This is a genomic window from Pseudoalteromonas sp. PAB 2.2 (genome assembly GCF_001938575.1).
GTDB classification, from domain to species: domain Bacteria; phylum Pseudomonadota; class Gammaproteobacteria; order Enterobacterales; family Alteromonadaceae; genus Pseudoalteromonas; species Pseudoalteromonas lipolytica.
Window position 1 is genome coordinate 54420 of the sequence record NZ_LYPI01000017.1, and the last position, 17158, is coordinate 71577.

Here is a 17158-nt window from a genome sequence, read left to right on the forward strand (position 1 = left end):
TATTTGCGAATTGTTTTGCGCTTTAAAAATGTGACTTTTAGTACGCTTTTGCGCAGTTTCTACCCGCGGCTTTAGCACGGTATAGGCCTTTATCTGCGCGGGCAAACACTTCATTTTCGCAGTCTTGGTTATTCGCAAGCGTAAACCCTATGCTCGATGTTACAGCGTATTGGGCCATTATGCTTGATTGCGAGACTAAACGCATAACGCGATCTGCGATGACTTTGTTAGTGGTAAATTCAGGGTCGTCAATTAACAGCGCAAATTCATCGCCACCAAAGCGAAAAATTGAATCTGTGCCTCGTACACAGTTACGTAAAACGTTAGCAAATTCTTGTAGTACGTCGTCGCCAATTTTATGACCGAAATTGTCGTTCACTTGTTTAAAGTTGTCTAAATCGAGCAACATTAAGCTAAATGGACGATGCTGACGGCGACAACGCTCTAGTCTTTGTGCCAAGCTGTCATTAAATTGACTACGGTTATTTAACCCCGTTAGCGCATCTTTTGTTGCCAAGCGTAATACACGTGTGTACATAATTGCATTACGAAGCGGGTAAACAAGCGCAGCATGTAATTGCTGTAGTTTGGTTTCGATAGCTTGCCCCATAGGAAATTGGCTAAAATAAATTAGCTGACCTAAACGCTCACTTTCTAAATCTAAATCAAACGAGTAGGGAGTGTGCGTGGTATCGCTGTCGACACTTTCAGACACACCCAAAGCTGATTGAAACTGCAACCCAGACAAATTGATGAGCTGTTTTGCATGCTCGGCAAAAATAGTCAAAATCCCCTCAATAGACAGGGTTGTTTGTAATTTTGTCACTAAGTCATGTGTATTGTGCTGTTCACTTATTCGGTAACGTTCTGCCGAAAACGGCATAAAGTCGCCTCTTGCAGTCACTCGCTGCGTCAAAATATGGACATTTTCCATGATTGTTCTCCCCCCGGAGTGTTAGATACTCCTTAATAAAGCGAAATTTGTGCCACTTTTTTAAACTGGCTGAAAAACATATGGTTGCTATATTTAAACGAGGGTTCGGCTTTATCATTAAGTAGAAGGAGGTAATTGCTTGCAAAATGTGCTGATTCAAGCCTTTGGGTTACTCGTAGCTGCGGTCATTTTTGTTTGGTTTTTCAAGCGAATTGGCTTACCTCCTATTCTGGCGTACCTTGCAACGGGTTTATTAGCGGGGAGTCATGGTATTGGCTGGATGGCACAAAGCCACGAAATGCACTTTGTAGCTGAGCTAGGCATTGTTTTTTTACTGTTTAGTTTAGGGCTTGAGTTTTCAGTGCCGCGCTTAATGGCAATGCGCAATATTGTATTTGGCTTAGGGTCATTGCAAGTGGTGATCACAAGCCTAGTGTTCATGTTGATTTTACTGTTACTTGAGTACAGCTTACTTAATAGCTTTACGATTGCGAGCTTAATGGCTTTATCATCAACGGCAGTGGTCGTGAAGTTACTCAAAGAATCAGGTGAGTTAAATCAGCGGCGTGGCCAGTTAGCAATTGGCGTGTTGTTGTTTCAAGATATTGCTGTCGTGCCCTTACTAATTATTTACCCCTTACTTGCTCAAAGTGGCTCTGATGAAATTGTTGGCGCACTTGCCTTTGCATTAACCAAAGGTGCTTTTGTGTGTATTTTGTTATGGGCAATAGGCAAGTGGGTACTGCCTAAAGTCTTTAGAGAAATAGCGCTTGTTAGAACCGACGAGCTCTTTGTGCTCACCACATTGTTAGTGGCATTGTTTGCAGCCGGTTTAACGTATTTGTTTGGTCTTTCTATGGCGCTGGGAGCGTTTTTGGCCGGTATGATGCTCGGTGAAAGCCAGTACCGTCACCAATTAGAAGCCGATATTAGACCGTTTCGCGATATTTTAATGGGGCTGTTTTTTGTTACCGTAGGAATGCAATTAGATATTTTGTATGTGCTGCAAAGTTGGTATTGGATTATTGCGGTATTAGTCGGTTTATTATTTTTTAAAATTGCGGTTCTGGCTATTTCTGCACAGCTTATAGGCGAGCGAAAGCAAGATGCCGTTGCAGCAGGTATTATGCTGTGGCAAATGGGCGAATTTGGCTTTGTGTTGATTGCACTCGCTTCACAGCATTTATTGATAAGCTCAGAGCAAGCCTCATTTTTAATTGCGGTAGGCGTGTTGTCTATGGCACTGACCCCTTACCTTATTGAAAAAACACCTGTTTTACTAAAGCGTTTGGGTTTGCTTTCTCAGCCAGGGCAGTATTGGCAACAGCCAGCTAATAGCAGCCCCTTGTATCATAACCATGTTGTTATATGTGGGTTCTCGCGGGTAGGGCAAACAATCGCTCGCTTTTTAAAGCCCGAAGCCATTGATTACGTTGCAATAGAAAGCAATCCCATTTTATTGCAAGAAGCAAAAGCCGCAGGTGAGCCAATTATATTTGGTCATGTAAAACAAAAAGATATTTTAAAATCTGCAGGGGTTGAACGCGCTCGTTTAGTGATCATAACGTTTACAGACTTTGAGCAGACGCAAGTCGTGGTAGATGCGATAAAACAAATTGCACCCACCGTTAAGATACTCGTACGTATGCGTGACGACTCACAGCTCGAAACCCTAAAAGAGTTAGGTGTCACAGAAGTAGTACCAGAAACCCTTGAAGCAAGTTTAATGCTTGTATCACACGTACTGTATATGTCGGGTGTACCAATGACCCGTATTATTCGCAGAGTGAGCAAAGAGCGCCGTAATCGTTATCAGTTTTTAAATGGATTTTTTACCGGTGATAAGCTCGACAGCGAAGAAAGCAGCTCAGACCGATTAGAGTACTTACATGTTATCGCTTTACCTGAACACGCATTCGCTGTGAATCACATGATAAGCGAACTTAAGCTTGAGCAGCGCCGAGTATCAGTTCGTGCATTACGTCGTCAAGACCGTGAAATAGAATCGCCCTCTGAGCAAACGGTTTTGCTCGCCGGTGATATTTTGGTATTGCAAGGCAAACCACGCAGGGTAGAGCGCGTTGAACGCTTTTTACTTGATGGATTAGAGTAACGGGTCAGTTACTCTAATTCTAAAAATTTCCGTATTTCGGGCAGTTTTTTAAGCCCATCTTGATAACCAATCTCGATCAATTTTTGGGTGTAGCGTTTTTCGAATAACAAGTAACTCGTTAAACTGGATTGAGAACGTTTTTTCACCCCGATCATGCGCAACAACACTTTAATTGCTAATGGCATATCATCGTAATACTGCGCAGCAATCATATTAAAGTTTTGCGATGGATTGATAATACAGGTTTCAATTTGTTTCAGTTCTTGGTGCTTGTCACGCGCTGGTAATAACCCAAGCGTACGATTAATACGCTGTAAACGTTCTAAATCAGACTGCAATGTGTCGGTAAAAACACTATCTAACAGGTGACCTGCAATATTAGACAGCCCCGGATAGTGGGGTTGATAACCAGGTGGGTGCAACTCTTTGGGTGCATCGACACCAATAATAAATATTTTTTCAGCCCCTAAATGCACAGAAGGACTTAACGGCGACAATTGGTGAATTGAACCATCGCCAAAGTAATGGTTGTACACATTAACACTTGGAAACACCATTGGAATGGCACTGGATGCCATTAAGTGTTCAACATTAATGCGGGTCGCTTGTCCCTCGCGTTTGGCTCGCTGCCAAGGCTGTTGGGTTAACGACTGAAAAAACGCCACAGAGTCACCCGTTGTATAACTAGAGGCTGTGATTGATACCGCATCAAGGTAGTTTTTGTGAAGATTACGCTCAATGCGTGCTAAATCGAGTATCTCGTTAAGCAGCTTTCTTAACGGTTGATTATTTAACAAGCTTGCGGGTGGGTGGTTAATATGTTCAGACTGAAAGCTCGTTAAAATATTGCGAGTGAGGTGTGAAAATACACTTAAAAAATCACTTTTATAAACTTGCGAGGTGGAAAAGTTGCGCCATACCCATTCAAGCTTTTTACTTGCTAAGTGAGCACAAGAAGCATAACAGGCAAGCGCAGCGGAATTAATTGCGCCGGCTGATGTCCCATTAATAATGGTAAAAGGTAAAGGCGCAGTACGAGGCATACTTTGTGTGATGGCTTTAAGCACACCCACTTGATAAGCCGCTCGGGCACCACCACCTGTTAATAATAAAGCGATTTTTGAGTGTTGTGTTTTTTTTAACTTACTGCTCATGGTTGCATTTAAATCGTTGTGCGTCTTTACTTTATTTATCAACTGTAAGTCTTTAAGCTAGAAGAAGCAAAGTTTACCTTACTGGTAATATTAATTTTGTCGTGTTTTTTTGTCTGTTTTTTATATTAAGGGAGTGTGTATGTCAGAGCATTCGTCAGATACCGAATTAGAAAAGCGTCCTGGGAATAACAACCTCATTTTTGCAGTTGTTATTGTTATTATTGTAGCCTGTGTTGCGGCGTTTATTTTTTTACAGCCAGACGACAAACCGACGCAAGTAGTCGAAGACGTTGTTATCGAAGAAACGCCAATGGCTGAATATAACGAGCCAGCGCCAGAACCCGTAGTAACAGAGCCAACCCCAGAGCCTGTTGCGGTTGAACGCCCAGAGCAACGAGCTGTTGAACCTGAGCCAGAGGTTAAGCCTTTGCCTACATTAAACGACAGTGATGAGGTCGTGGTGGCTCGTATGGATGAATTATTAACAGATCAAGTCATGAGTTTAATGGTGACCGATGATCTTATTCGCCGTGGTGTGGTTTATGTTGATAACCTAGCCAAAGGCAAAGTTGCATTGAGCCATGCGCCCGTTGAGCGCCCTAAAGAGTCATTCATGGTTATCGAAGGGGATATTTTAACGATTGACCCAAATAGTTATGAGCGTTACACCCCGTATGTAAAATTATTTACCAGCTTAAGTGCTGCACAAGCGATTCGTATTTATGACGAATACAAACCGCTTATTAATGAAGCATACGCAGAAATTGGTTATCAAGGTGATGCCTTCACGCAAACACTTGAAGAAGCGATTGATGTACTACTCGATACCCCAGAACCCAAAGGTGATATGCCGTTAGTGCGTAACTCAGTGACTTATCAATATGCTTATTCAGAATGGGAAAACTTACCCGATGCGCAAAAACAATTATTGCGTATGGGCCCAGAAAATATGAAAAAAGTAAAAGCAGCATTGCGTAACATAAAAGCTGAACTTGAAAAGTAAGCATAAAAGCCCCTAAATACAGTGCGATTGTATACCAAGTATGCAATCGCACTTTCTTTTTCGAATACCCCTTGAATAACGAGCCAAAAGTAGAGATAATCCCTCCCGCGCCAAACAAGGCCCTCAATGGTAGTCTTATTGGTCCTCTCGCAACACTAGCAGGTGAACCTGGTCAGGCCCGGAAGGGAGCAGCCACAGCGTGTGACGTGTGTGCCGAGATGTGGCTGGTAAGACTGCCACCCAAATTCTTCTTGGGTGTCGTTTTAATAAAAGATGACATAAATTGAAAGTATAAAGTGACATGGCTTTGTACCTAACTAAGTACTAAATAACTCATTCACATGTACAGAAAAAATAAACACCGCCTGTTAAATCCTCCAGTAGTTATAAACAAAAAATAAATCTAGCTGTTTAGTTGAATCACTTTTAGAGTTTGATACGTTTTTTAATTATGAGTTTTCGTTATCAACACCCGAAATTGAAGCCCAACTCTCAAACTCCACTGTTGCCCGCTAGTGTGTATCACTCATCATGATATTTTTAAAAATATATTTAAATCAATCTATTATATAAATAGAAAGCTGATCTTCGAGACTTTTTTACTCAATGTGCACTGTTTTGTCAGCCAACTTAAACATATTTCTTTCAATTAAGAGTGTAAAAAAAATGTTGATCAACGTAATTTTTTTAGCTATAAAGACAACGTTGTTTAAATCGTTTTCAACATAATAATTAACATTACACATTGTGACTGCAATAAGCCTAGCTAATAAGCTGGGCTTTAAAATAAAACAAAAAGACAACGTTGTTTATTTGCAGGAGCCTTTCATCTATAACGAGGACACACCATGCGGAGATACCATAAAAGTCAGCTCGCGCTATGTATTCAGGCACTTTTGTTCGGTTCAATATTATTACCTAAAGTGACAATAGCGGCTGAAGAAGCCCAAGAAGATGTAGCAAAAAAAAGTAGCGGCATTGAAGTAATCGAAGTTTCTTACGGTTACGGTAGCGTCAAAAAAGAAGATCTTACAGGTGCTGTAAGTACTGTGGAACTTGAAGATGTTGCTGATTTACCAGCTGGTAACATCATGCAAAACCTTCAGGGTCGAGTTCCAGGTCTTCAAATAACAACCAATGGTTCTCCCGAATCGACGGCGACAGTTAGAATTCGAGGTCAAGGACTAGGCCCGCTTGGTAATAATGACCCTTTATACGTAGTAGATGGTATTCCAACTAAATCGGGAATGCATGAATTGAATTCGCATGATATTGCCGATATTCAGGTTTTAAGAGATGCTGCAGCGGCTAGTATTTTTGGCGCGAGATCGGGCAATGGTGTCATCGTTATTACAACAAAAAAAGGCCAAGAAGGACTGAATTTTGATTTCTCATTCAATCAGTCATACGATGATTTTGACTATGATTTAAATCCTTTAAATACTCAGCAGCGTGGTGAAGCAGTGTGGAGAGCAGCAGTAAATGATGGCTCTGATCCAAATGCCGCAAGCCCGCTATATAGCTTTGATTGGAACGGTGATTTTAATAATCCACAATTAAATGGCATTTCTCTTCCAACATATACCGATCCCAATCAAGTCCAGCGTCCTGCAGATACAAATTGGTTCAACGAGGTAACTCGTTCGGCAAAGGTTACGGATATTAACTTTTCCTTATCTGGTGGGTCAGATCGTGCGTCTGTATATAGCTCATTAGGTTACTTCAATTCTGAAGGTGTTGTAGATGGCTCTGAGTTCGAACGTATTAATTTTCGTGTAAATTCAGAATTTCAAGTCACTGATAAGCTAAGAATAGGTGAAAACTTCACAATCACCAATCAGGAATCAAATTTAGTTAACACATTGGCGGGACAAATCTTGGGCTTAGCTATTGAGCAACAATCAATAGTACCAGTTTATAACGATGAAGGCGGTTGGGGTGGTCCTGTTCCAGGTGTAACGGATCGTGATAATCCCGTTCGCATTATTGAAATGAATCGAGATAATGTCAGTCGCTTTAATAAAGTGATGGGTAATATCTTTGTAGAGTATGAGCCGGTCGAAGATCTAACTTTGAAAAGCTCATTAGGCATCGATTATGGCCAGTATTATTTTAGAAACTTCACGCGTGCATTTCAGGCCGGCTCTTTAAATTTTGGTGATCAGTTATCTGTTACAGATAATTGGAATAGAAGTATTACTTGGACTAATACGGCTGAATATAAGTTCGATATTAATGACCTACACCAATTTACGGTGCTAGCAGGTACTGAACAAATAGATTATGAGTATGAGGGTGTAGTTGGTTTTGGCTCTGGTTTTGCTTCAGATGAACGAAACTATGCTCATTTATCCCAAGCAACAGGTGATGTGCGTGTTGAGGGTGATGGTGATAAATGGTCTTTAAATTCATATTTTGCACGATTGGATTATAACTACGATAATCGATATCTTGCTGGATTGACTATTCGTAGAGATGGCTCTTCTCGCTTCGGTAGTAATAATCGGTATGGTAATTTCCCTGCTATTTCAGCAGGTTGGGTGGTAAGCAATGAATCATTTTATGATTTAGAGTTTTTATCAACACTTAAGTTTCGTGCCAGTTGGGGTAAAACAGGTAATCAAGAAATCCCTACAGATGCGACATATACAACCTATTTAAGTCGCTATGCAACTCAATCTTTATTTACAGACCGCCAAGATGAAGGTACTGCGTACGATATAACTGGTGCAAATGGCGGCAATTTACCATCTGGGTTTGTCAAAGCGCAAACTGGTAATCCTGATTTGAAGTGGGAGACATCGACTCAAACTAACTTTGGTATCGATTTTGGTATGCGGTATGACACCATCTACGGAAGTCTAGATTGGTTTGAGAAAACAACCGATGACATTTTAACCCTAACTAATCCGATTGCTACGCTAGGTGAAGGTGCCCAAAAATGGGTTAATGGTGGGACAATTGAGAACTCAGGTATCGAGTTTATCGTTGGATATGCAGATTATTTGACGTTTGACAGTTTAGACGGTGATATTGATGTTGATGTTAGTTTTAATGTGTCATCAGCTAAAAATAAAGTGGTGTCTCTTCCTGAAGATGTTGTGAATTCTTTTGGTGGTAATGGAACGGATAAAACTATTTTAGGGCACTCAATTAACTCTATTTATGGGTATGTAGCTGATGGCTTATTTCAAAGTCAAGCGGAAATAGATGCGCATGCTACTCAAGCTGGAGCTGGTTTAGGCCGTGTTCGTTGGAAAGACCTTGATGGAAATGGGGTCATTGATGAAGATGACCAAATGTTCTTTGCAGATACAGATCCAGATTATACCTACGGCTTTAATTTAAGTCTTAAATATAAAAATTGGGACTTCAACATGTTTTGGCAAGGCGTTGAAGGCGGTCAAATCCGTAACGGTTGGAGAGGGTTTACGGACTTCACATCATTAAATATCGGTTCAAATTACGGTGACCGTGTACTAAATGCTTGGACAGTCGATAACACAGACTCAAATGTACCCGCTCTCACGCTTATTGATAATAACGGTGAAGGACGTCAATCAAGTTTATTTTGGGAAGAGGGGACTTATTTAAAGCTGCGTAACCTGTCGATTGGTTACACCCCTGACGAGCAGTGGTTAAACCAATACGGTATATCTTCTGCCCGTATATATCTGCAGGGAAGTAATTTAATCACTATTACGCCTTCAGGTACGTTAAGTCAGGATCCTGAAACACCTGATGGCAATTTCCCTATTCCAAGACGTATCACACTTGGCGTGAACCTTTCATTTTAATTACTGGCAACAATAAGAGTACAAACTATGAATAAATTAACCACCATGTTTGCTGCCACAGCATTTACTCTCGCTCTCGCCTCATGTGGAGGAGCCGATTTAGACACTCCTCCTTCTGGGGTTTTGACTGAAGATCAAGTCTCGACAACAGATAACGTTGACTCTTTGATCATCGCAGCGTATTCGTATTTAGGAAATGACCATTATACCGCGCCAAATTTCTTATGGCCTACTGGCAACTTACGAGCTGGAGATGCGCATAAAGGAGGGAATGGCCCAGGTGATATTTTTGCTTATCACGCATTATCATTATATCAACCGATAGTACCTGATATGGAGTCTTTCCCGCCTGATTTGATTGATTTAAATAATAAAAAATGGACACGTAATTATACCGGTATTTCACGGACAAACGCAGCACTGCAGGTGATTGCTAATGCTGCTGCTGATGCTGTTGATAATCGAGAAGCAAAGCAGGCTGAGTTGCGTTTTATCCGCGGTATTTTTTATTTTGACTTAAAGATTCACCATAAGTTTATTCCTTGGATTGATGAGTCGATGACTCAAGAACAGATATTAACAGCGACTAACCGTGACTTTAGTGATCAAGAGTTATGGGACAAAATTGCTGCTGATTTCGAATTTGCAGCGAACAACTTACCAAACATTCAAGAGGATGTTGGTCGTGCTTCCGCACTCTCTGCAAAAGCGTATTTAGCAAAAACTCTTTTATATCAAGCGTATGAGCAAAATGAAAAACATCAAGTAGTCAAAATAAATCAGCAAAAGTTAGAACGAGTTGTGAACTTAGTTGATGAAATTGAGCAGTCTGGTGTTTACGGCTTATTTGATGATTATGCAGATAATTTTTTATTTGAAAGTGAAAATGGTATTGAATCTGTATTTGCCATCCAACGCTCTTTAAATGACGGCTCTCCTGATGGTCGTGGTAGTTGGCCTAGTGCGTTGAATGCGCCAATGGCCGGTGGTTTTGGTTGTTGTGGTTTTCATGTGCCAACAGAAAACTTCGTTAATGTATTTAAAACAGATCAGCAAGGCTTGCCTATGTTCGATACATACAATGACATGAACTATGACATGACCCTTGATGCTGTAGACCCTCGTCTTGATCATACGGTCGCGATGGAAGGAAAACCATTCAAATATGATGAAGACCTGATTCATGGTGGTGATAGCTGGGCTAGAGCGCCAGGGATTTATGGAAACTTCACTGCTATGAAAGACCTTGAGCATCCACAGTGTAGCTGTCGTGGTGAAAATGGTCCATTTCCAATATTTTCATTGAATACACCGCTAATTCGATACTCTGATGTTTTGCTTTGGAAAGCTGAGGCATTAATTGAATTAAACCGTCTTGATGAAGCATTAGTGATTATTAATCGTATCCGATCTCGCGCTAAGCAAAGTACTGCAAAGCTGCACAACGCGAGCATTTATAACATTGGCCTATATGACGAGTTTTTAACCCAAGAGCAGGCCCGTAAAGCATTACGTTTTGAACGTCGCTTGGAATTAGGGTTGGAAGGACATCGATTCTTTGATCTTGTTCGATGGGGAATTGCTAAAGAAACGATAGATAAGTACTTATCTGTTGAGGCTGTTCGTAAGCCATATTTAGTTGAAGCGTTATTCACAGCAGGAAAGCATGAGTATCTACCTATTCCAAATCAGCAAATGATTTTGAGTGGTGGTTTATACGTTCAAAACTCAGGGTATTAACGTGAGTGGGCGAAAGCCCACTTAACTGTTGATTCATAAGAAGAAGTTGTTATGAAAAAAATTATTTATTGGTCTATTACTGTTGCTGTAGCTGGTTTTTTATTCGGTTTTGATACCGCTGTAATTTCAGGTGCAGATAAACCTATCCAAGCACTGTGGGAAACGAGTTCGCTGTTTCATGGTTTATTTATTATGTCTTCGGCATTGTGGGGCACTTTACTAGGTGCACTGATGGGTAATTACCCATGTGATAAGTTAGGGCGTAAGCCAACACTTGTTTTGGTGGGAATACTATTCTTTATTTCTGCTTTAGGTTCTGCTGTCGCGCCTGATCCATATAGCTTTGCGTTGTTGCGTTTTATTGGTGGTGTGGGAGTGGGAATTTCCTCTATTGTTGTCCCTGCCTATATTTCTGAAATTGCCCCTGCAAAATTTAGAGGACGTCTTGTTGCGCTCTATCAGTTTCAAATTGTATTTGGGATATTGATTGCGTTTGTTTCAAATTTTTTAATATCGGGTACATCATCAATTGATTGGCGATTAATGTTGGGTGTTGAGGCTATTCCAGCATTGATCTACTTAGTCATGATATTAAAAGCGCCTGAAAGCCCTCGTTGGCTTGTGCAAAAAAAGCGTGAGAACGACAAAGCACGTCAAATTTTGGTGAATCTTGGTGAAGAGAATCCCGATATAGTTTTGAATGCTATTGAGCAAGATCACAAACAGCACAAAGAAACAAAACTGTTTGGTGGAACTTATAATAAAGCAGCATGTTTTGCGTTTCTATTTGCGGCTTTTAATCAACTTTCAGGTATTAACTTTATTATCTATTATGCTCCACGAGTATTTGAATTAGCAGGTTTAGATGTCGATCAATCACTACTTTCGGGTGCAGGGATCGGGATTGTTAATTTGTGTTTTACGATGTTAGGTTTGTCATTGATCGATAAGTTTGGTCGTAGAGCACTTATGTTTATAGGCTCATTTGGCTACGTTATATCTCTTTCTGTAGTTGCATGGGCATTTAGCTCTGGTTCAGGTGGTTTTACAGTCGTTGCATTTGTCTTCATTTTTATTGCTGCTCATGCAATTGGACAGGGGACAGTTATTTGGGTTTTTATTGCAGAAATATTTCCAAATAAAGTTCGGTCAAAAGGGCAATCACTCGGCTCAGGAACGCACTGGTTCTTCGCTGCAGCTATCACATTATTAATGCCTTTCTTTTTGGAGCAATTCACTGCATCTGAAGTATTTACTTTTTTCACCGTCATGATGCTAGGTCAGCTCATTTTTGTTACTTGGTTTATGCCTGAAACAAAAGGGCGTGCTTTAGAAGCTATTTCAATTGATACAGATAATAAACACGGAGTTTTAAATGCGAGTCGTTAACTTAATCGTAATTTCATCATTTATGGCAGCATGCGGCATGACAGATAAAGTACAAAAAACGGGCGTTGATCTAGTGGCAAATTCAGCTGCAGAAGCATTTCGCCCCGCCTATCACTTTACACCTCCTCAAAATTGGATGAACGATCCGAATGGAATGGTGTACTACAAAGGCGAATATCACTTATTTTATCAGCATAACCCAAATGACACTGTATGGGGGCCTATGTATTGGGGCCATGCTATAAGTAAAGATATGGTTAATTGGGAACATCAGCCAATTAAACTATTTCCTGATGAGCATGGCACTATTTTCTCAGGCAGTGCAGTCATTGATTGGCAAAATACAAGTGGTTTAGGCAGTAAAGAAAATCCACCAATGGTTGCAATTTTTACCTACCATAACGAGGAAAAAGCCAAAGCAGGTGATATCGATTTTCAAACTCAAGGTATTGCCTATAGTTTAGATAAAGGCCGAACTTGGACTAAGTATGAAGATAATCCAGTATTAAAAAATCCAGGCATTCGTGATTTTCGCGATCCTAAAGTGAGCTGGGACCTACAGACAAATAGCTGGATAATGGTATTAGCACAAGACGATCATATTGGTTTTTATTCATCGAAAGATTTAAAAAATTGGCAGCAGGAAAGTACTTTCGGCGCTGATTGGGGAAGTCATGCTGGTGTATGGGAGTGTCCTGATCTAATACGAGTTAGAATTGAAGGAACGGATAAATATAAATATGTTTTACTTGTAAGCATAAACCCTGGGGCACCAAACGGAGGTTCTGGTACACAGTACTTTGTCGGTGACTTTGATGGTAAAAAGTTTGTTTTGGATAAACAGTACCAATCGATGCTGAAATCAACTCCAGCGACATTCCCAGAAGGTCTGAGTTTTAGTGATTTCGAAAAGGGAATTGAAAGTTGGAACGTAACAGGTGATGCATTTCACGTTGAACAAGGAGAGCAATCTATAGTTAGCTCATTTAATGGCACGGACGAATCAACAGGGAGCATGTTATCACCAGCTTTTGACATTAATAAACCATTTATAAATTTTAAAATTGCAGGCGGTAAACACCATAATAGAACAGCGGCACAACTGATTATTGATAATAAAGTTGTTCGCACTTCAACTGGAAATAACTCCGGAAATTTATTAGAGAAATCTTGGAGTGTCAGTGAATTCGAAGGTAAGAGCGCTCAAATTAAAATTGTAGATAATGAAATATCTCATTGGGGACATATTAAAGTCTCTGACATTATATTTTCAGAACACGCAGCAAATACTAAAATCGAACCATCCGTATGGTTGGATTATGGTACAGATAACTATGCTGGCGTAACATTTGCTGATGTGAAGGATGGTCGTCATTTGTTCATGGGATGGATGAGTAATTGGCAATACGCTAATACTGTACCTACAGAGTCATGGAGAGGTGCAATGACAATCCCAAGAGAGTTGAAGCTTTTACAAACAAATGAAGGACTACGAGTGGCGTCTGTTCCTGTTAAAGAGCTTGATACATTATTAAGTGGTGAACAAAAACAAGCTATCCTTGAAGGGCGAAAAAGTTATGCTTTACATGAGCTTTTTAAAATCGCTTCTGGGCAGTTTAGGGCGCAATTCGGTGCAAATAGCAAAAACCAAGAGCTTATAGAAATTAAGTTAAGTTCGATTAACCAAGAAAGTGTAAGCATACTGCTGAATCCAAAAACAGGCCTCGTTTCTCTAGATAGAAGTAAATCGGGTTTAAGTGATTTTGATCAAGAATTTACGCGTTTACAAAAAGCGCCGGTGATTGCTAATCTTGAGAATTATCAATTTGATATTTGGGTTGATAAAGGCTCAATAGAGGTGTTTATCAATGATGGACAGACAACATTGACATCTGTTGTGTTTCCAACTGAACCATATAGTCAGCTGTCCATTTTGAGCTCACAAGAACTTACTTTAAATGATGTAAGCGTCACTAATATTTCAGTCACCAAGTAACTTAACCATTCCATCGACCTTATAGTAACATAAGGTCGATAGATTTTAAGGCGTAATAAGTTATGGGTCGCAATTACGGGCTACTAAGTGCCATATTTTTCGTTTATTTTATAGCGTGGTCGTTTTCCTTTTCTTTGTACCCAATTTGGTTGAGTCAAGAAGTAGGCCTCAATGGCGAGCAGGTAGGGATCGTGTTTAGTGTGAATGCGCTTACTGCTTTAGCTATTATGCCTTGGTACGGTTATATTCAAGATAAGCTTGGATTAAAAAAAGGTTTATTGTATTTCATAGCAATCGCAATGATTTTACTTGGGCCATTTGTTAGCTTAATTTACGAACCTTTCCTTAAATCTCATTTTTACTTGGCTGTTTTTATTGGAGGGGCTTTTTTTTCCCTCATATTTCTTGCAGGTGTGGGGGCATTAGAAAGTTATATAGATAAACAGAGCCGAATTGTTCAATTCGAGTTTGGTAAAGCTCGTATGTGGGGGTCATTAGGATGGGCCTTCGCAAGCTACTTTGCCGGACTGTCGTTTAATATCACGCCAAGTTTAAATTACTGGTTAACAAGCATTGCTGCAGTCTGCTTTTTAGTTTTGCTAAAATTCGTAAAAGTAACAACAGATGATGGGCAATTAAATAGTTCTCCGAGTCTTTTAGAAAACAAAAGGATTTTGTCGTTTTTTAAAGTACCGGGGCTTTGGCGGTTGAGTACGTTTGTTATTGGGGTAACGTGTATTTACGCTGTTTTTGACCAGCAATTTGCTATTTATTTTACAACATTTTTTGAGGACCGTAACACAGGAAGAGAATACTACGGCTATTTGATGTCTGCGCAAGTTGTCTTTGAAGCACTCTTTATGTTTCTAGGGGTGAAATGGGTTAATCGTTTAGGAATTAAACGTGCTTTGTTATGCAGTGGTGTACTTATGGCTATCCGTATCTTCCTTTCAGGAATTGTTGCTGATAGTTATAGTATAAGCCTGCTTAAATTATTGCATGCCGTCGAACTTCCATTGATGATTATAGCGATATTTAAGTATATTAATATGCATTTCGAAGCTCGATATTCTGCTATGATTTATATGATTGGTTTTCAGTTTACGACTCAGTTTATGGCCTCAATTCTTGCAATAGTAGTTGGGGTGCTCTATGACCAAATAGGATATGCTCAAACTTATCGTTATTTGGGCTTCCTTGTAACACTATTTCTAATAATCTCTTACTTTACTCTTGCACATGATAAACCTAAAAAGAGTTGCGACTAATTAGCTCAAAGGGCAAGTGGTGATGCACAATATCGCTACGCTGATCTATTAAATATTCCATTGCCCATTTACCCATTGCGTAGTGAGGTAATGCCATTGTTGTTAAGGTTGGCTTCAATAATTCAGGGATATCACCCCAGTTATCGAAACTAGCGATACCAATGTCTTTGCCTATTTCCATACCTTTGTCATGTACAATAAAGTAAATCTCAATAGCCATAGGGTCTTGGCCACAGATAATTGCATCTGGTTTAAATTCATCAATAATCCTTGACGCGGCAACTCTAGAATTTGAAACTTCACTTCCATCGGGCTGACAGTGAATAACAGATTCAATAAGTAAATTAGATAAAGGCAGGTTATGACTTTTGAATGCACTAATAACGCCTTCTTTACGGCCTTTTGCAGCTACAATATCTTCGTTTAAGTTTAGAAATGCGATACGCTTATATCCCTTACGAATCAGAGCGGAAGTAATCTCTTCACCTGCTTGTTTTTCATCTGGTACTACACAAGGAAAAGTTGATGTTTTAGGGAAGCAATTAGCTAAAATTGTAGGTATCCCCTTTAGTTCATCCGCCATCGAAACTTCGCGGTGATACATTGCAGAGTAAATAACACCTTCAACCCTGTATTCAAACAAACTTTCTATCGCCTTATTTATACTTGCTTGGGTTTCATTGACATTGAGTATCAGCAATTCTTTATTCTGCTGCCAAGCAACCTCTTGAGCACCACGAATCATATCGAAAGTGTAAGGAATATTTAGTAATTCATCCGCAATAATGGCGTAAATGTTAGATTTTTTTCGGCGTGTTAAGCTTGCAGCTCTATTTGGCCTGTAACCTAACTCTTTAATGGATTTTAATACTTTCTCTCGGTTGATACTTTTCACAGTAGGATCATTGTTCACTACCCTAGAAACTGTCTTAAATGATACACCTGCATGAGTAGCAACTTGTTTGATAGTAACCATCGTAACTAGTTTATTCCTTTTGTACTAAAATATCTTTTGTAAATCTCAGGGGGTATGATCTTACTACATTTATAGAACTTACCATCGTAGTAAACTAATGGATTAACGTTATTTTTGACATAATTTATTTCTTCAGTATACCTAATAAATCACTATTTTGAAGCTGTTGTATTCAGATCTAAAGTGAATGATAGCGTTTATTTATAGAAGTAAATCATATCTTAAGTGATTACTAGGCTATCTAGCTTTAAAGTTAACTTAGAATACAACGTTCACTATTTTAGCGTAAGAGGGTCTTAATGTTTGTCCCTTTTGTAAGTTTGTTAGCTCATTCTCTTAATTTAAGGTGGAAATTTTGAGAGTGTAAAAAGAACAACATTAGTTTTTCAACAGATTAAAGGCTGGAGGGGTATAAGAATCTAGTAAACCTTGGGGGATATTTATATGAAAAACTGAATAATAATCTTAGTGTCATTCACCTTTTTGTGTACATGCTCTTTAAGGGTAGGGTGTTGGTTTTAAGGAATAATATGTCTTGGTTTATCTGCTTACAAGTCGAGTTAGTTTTAGGTTTTATCTGGTACGCAACTAAGAGCGAATTTGAGACTTTTGACTAAAGTCAAAAAAGTGGCAACAACTTATATTATTTGATACATGTACATCAATCACTAAAAGTGAGCACGAGTGTGTAGAAAAATACATTACCTGCTCGCTATAAACATGACATTTTTTAGCGCATATGAGTAACTACAAAATACTTTTTGAATTTCAGCGACCTTGGTTTGTCA

10 protein-coding genes and 1 other RNA gene are annotated in these 17158 nt (G+C 39.5%); 8 read left to right on the plus strand and 3 right to left on the minus strand.

The window, feature by feature from the left end; translation table 11 throughout:
• Positions 1–37: 37 nt before the first annotated feature.
• Complete coding sequence (locus tag BWD47_RS15510; protein ID WP_036969691.1) at positions 38–934, minus strand: GGDEF domain-containing protein; 897 nt, start codon at positions 932–934, stop codon at positions 38–40.
• 139 nt (positions 935–1073) lie between these two features.
• Between BWD47_RS15510 and BWD47_RS15515 the strand changes: the two genes are divergently transcribed.
• Positions 1074–3047 carry a monovalent cation:proton antiporter family protein gene (locus BWD47_RS15515; protein ID WP_074988616.1) on the plus strand — a complete coding sequence of 658 codons (1974 nt, stop codon included), beginning with the start codon at positions 1074–1076 and terminating at the stop codon, positions 3045–3047.
• 8 nt (positions 3048–3055) lie between these two features.
• On the opposite strand, the gene BWD47_RS15520 is transcribed toward BWD47_RS15515, so the two are convergent.
• On the minus strand, positions 3056–4201 hold the full coding sequence (locus tag BWD47_RS15520; protein WP_036971648.1) for a patatin-like phospholipase family protein: 1146 nt from the start codon (positions 4199–4201) through the stop codon (positions 3056–3058).
• Positions 4202–4340: 139 nt separating this feature from the next.
• Here BWD47_RS15520 and BWD47_RS15525 point away from each other — a divergent pair, with 139 nt between their 5' ends.
• From BWD47_RS15525 to BWD47_RS15560, 7 genes are all read left to right on the plus strand, one after another.
• A complete protein-coding gene (locus BWD47_RS15525) occupies positions 4341–5204 on the plus strand; it encodes a DUF3014 domain-containing protein (RefSeq protein ID WP_075594267.1) in 864 nt (287 codons plus the stop codon).
• A gap of 136 nt (positions 5205–5340) precedes the next feature.
• An RNA gene (gene ffs, locus BWD47_RS15530) (signal recognition particle sRNA small type) lies at positions 5341–5437 on the plus strand.
• A gap of 615 nt (positions 5438–6052) precedes the next feature.
• Positions 6053–9001, plus strand: coding sequence for a SusC/RagA family TonB-linked outer membrane protein (locus BWD47_RS15540; protein ID WP_075594269.1), 2949 nt, complete (start codon positions 6053–6055; stop codon positions 8999–9001).
• 27 nt (positions 9002–9028) lie between these two features.
• Positions 9029–10741, plus strand: coding sequence for a RagB/SusD family nutrient uptake outer membrane protein (locus tag BWD47_RS15545; RefSeq protein WP_075594270.1), 1713 nt, complete (start codon positions 9029–9031; stop codon positions 10739–10741).
• Positions 10742–10792: 51 nt separating this feature from the next.
• Positions 10793–12130, plus strand: a complete 1338-nt coding sequence (locus BWD47_RS15550) for a sugar porter family MFS transporter (protein WP_075594271.1) — start codon at positions 10793–10795, stop codon at positions 12128–12130.
• Entirely contained in the window at positions 12117–14126 is a 2010-nt protein-coding gene (locus tag BWD47_RS15555) for a glycoside hydrolase family 32 protein (RefSeq protein ID WP_075594272.1), read from the plus strand. Before BWD47_RS15550 ends, BWD47_RS15555 begins: the two co-directional genes overlap by 14 nt.
• Positions 14127–14188: 62 nt before the next feature.
• The gene (locus tag BWD47_RS15560) at positions 14189–15394 is read left to right on the plus strand and encodes an oligosaccharide MFS transporter (RefSeq protein WP_075594273.1); all 1206 of its coding nucleotides are present in this window, start codon (positions 14189–14191) and stop codon (positions 15392–15394) included.
• Here BWD47_RS15560 and BWD47_RS15565 read toward each other — a convergent pair.
• Positions 15375–16370, minus strand: coding sequence for a LacI family DNA-binding transcriptional regulator (locus BWD47_RS15565; RefSeq protein WP_075594274.1), 996 nt, complete (start codon positions 16368–16370; stop codon positions 15375–15377). The genes BWD47_RS15560 and BWD47_RS15565 overlap by 20 nt on opposite strands.
• Positions 16371–17158 lie beyond the last annotated feature (788 nt).

Excerpts from the sequence above, each read along its gene's own strand:
- BWD47_RS15565 (WP_075594274.1), bottom strand. The coding sequence starts at position 16,370 with ATGGTTACTATCAAACAAGTTGCTACTCATGCAGGTGTATCATTTAAG.
- BWD47_RS15510 (WP_036969691.1), bottom strand. The coding sequence starts at position 934 with ATGGAAAATGTCCATATTTTGACGCAGCGAGTGACTGCAAGAGGCGAC.
- BWD47_RS15560 (WP_075594273.1), top strand. The coding sequence starts at position 14,189 with ATGGGTCGCAATTACGGGCTACTAAGTGCCATATTTTTCGTTTATTTT.
- BWD47_RS15520 (WP_036971648.1), bottom strand. The coding sequence starts at position 4,201 with ATGAGCAGTAAGTTAAAAAAAACACAACACTCAAAAATCGCTTTATTA.
- BWD47_RS15555 (WP_075594272.1), top strand. The coding sequence starts at position 12,117 with ATGCGAGTCGTTAACTTAATCGTAATTTCATCATTTATGGCAGCATGC.
- BWD47_RS15540 (WP_075594269.1), top strand. The coding sequence starts at position 6,053 with ATGCGGAGATACCATAAAAGTCAGCTCGCGCTATGTATTCAGGCACTT.
- BWD47_RS15545 (WP_075594270.1), top strand. The coding sequence starts at position 9,029 with ATGAATAAATTAACCACCATGTTTGCTGCCACAGCATTTACTCTCGCT.
- BWD47_RS15550 (WP_075594271.1), top strand. The coding sequence starts at position 10,793 with ATGAAAAAAATTATTTATTGGTCTATTACTGTTGCTGTAGCTGGTTTT.
- BWD47_RS15525 (WP_075594267.1), top strand. The coding sequence starts at position 4,341 with ATGTCAGAGCATTCGTCAGATACCGAATTAGAAAAGCGTCCTGGGAAT.